This window comes from Paracoccus yeei ATCC BAA-599, from assembly GCF_000622145.1.
Classification (GTDB): domain Bacteria; phylum Pseudomonadota; class Alphaproteobacteria; order Rhodobacterales; family Rhodobacteraceae; genus Paracoccus; species Paracoccus yeei.
In genome coordinates this window covers 1-1,611 of record NZ_JHWH01000067.1, presented here as the reverse complement: position 1 = coordinate 1,611, position 1,611 = coordinate 1, and the positions used below count along the sequence as shown (strand labels likewise).

Below are 1,611 nucleotides of genomic sequence, written 5' to 3'. Positions count from 1 at the left end.
CCCTCGCCCCTGAGGACGCGCCCGATTGGGTGCAGGACCGGGCGGCGCTGTGGAACGCGGTGGAGGCGACCGAGACGCGCAAGAACAGCCAGGTCGCCCGCGAGATCCGCGTGGCGCTGCCGCATGAGCTGGACCATGCGCAGCGCGTCGAGCTCGTCCGCGAGTTCTGCCAGCGCGAATTCGTGAACCGTGGCATGGTGGCGGATATCGCCCTGCACGCGCCCGGCCGTGAGGGCGACGAGCGCAACCACCATGCCCATATCCTGCTGACCACCCGCGAGATCGGCCCGGAGGGGTTCACCACCAAGAACCGCGACTGGAACGCCAAGGAGCTCTTGGAGGGCTGGCGGGAGGCCTGGGCGCAGGACACCAACCGCGCCCTTGAGCGTTGCGGTGCCCATGAGCGCGTGGATCACCGGACGCTGGAGGCGCAGCGCATCGAGGCCCAGGAGTGCGCCCTGGAGGCCCGTGAGCGCGGCGACGAGGCCGAGGCCCTGCGCGAGACAGTCCGGGCCGTCTCGCTGGACCGTCAGCCCCTGCCGCAGCTTTCCGCCGGGGCGTGGCAGATGAAGGAGCGCGGCATCGAGGTCGCGGCGGTGCAGGTCTGGCGCGAGGTGAAGGCACAAGCCGCCGAGGTGGCCCGCGTGGCGCAGGAGCTGGCCGATAAAGCACGTTCCTGGCTGGAACGGGCTGCGGAACGCCTTGCACCGGAGCGGGGGCTGTCCCATGCCGGGGGTATAGCCTCAGGCGACAGTGCCAATGAGCGACAGGACCTTGCGGCCCGGTTGCGCGCGGCATGGGAGGCCCGCCAAGGTCAGCGCGAGTACCAGCCTGAGCGGGGTCAAACCTTGAATCCTGCTCGCAGCCTTGCCGAGCGGATGCGGGAGGCGGCGCAGGGGATCGATCGTGATGCGCTGGCGGGGCGCGCTACCGGGCTGCAGCAGGATCGTCAGGCCGAGGAGCGCCAGCAGGTTCAGGAGGCCGAACGTCTCAAGGAACAGGAACGGTTGCGGGAGCGGGAAGAGCGTGACCATGACCGGGACAGCGGGCTTTCCCACTAATCCGGCCAGCATCCAGGCCGTGCAATTCTCCGCTGCCGCTGTGGCCTTCGATACCTTTGAGGCGGCCAAGGACATGGTGCTGCGCACCAGGTGCAGTGTCTGCGGCCGAGGGCTGCCACCCCCCTTTTGCAATTCCCCAGGAGAACGGTGAAGACGCAGAGCACGTAAGCACACAAGCACGGGAGCACCGCAGGAGCGCGAATAGAACTGATATAAAACGGAAAAGTTCGAACCTAATGCGCTATATAGCGAGATTTAGCTCAGCTAACGACGTATAAATCTCCGAACTTAGATATTGCGAATTGGCCTATTGGATGATTTCAATGCCGCTAAGTCGGCTGTAGCACGGTTTGCTTGGCAGGCGCTTTATCTTCATGTTGAGGCTACGAAGACGGCAGGGCTAACGATGGCAAACGGACGACAAGCAACTAACAAGCGCCTCAAGATGTCAGAGCGTGCTCAGCAGCAGATGGACCTTCATTTCCCAGGGGTTGATCCACGCATTCTTTGGCGCCGGAAGAACAATGATGGCTACACAACTGTCCCGCGC

At 64.6% G+C, this 1,611-nt stretch carries 1 protein-coding gene; it reads left to right on the top strand.

The genetic code is table 11. The annotated features are described in order from the left end of the window. A partial coding sequence (gene mobQ, locus BU28_RS26145) for a MobQ family relaxase (protein ID WP_081791459.1) occupies nucleotides 1-1,061 on the top strand: 1,061 nt, incomplete at its 5' end. Nucleotides 1,062-1,611: the final 550 nt, after the last annotated feature.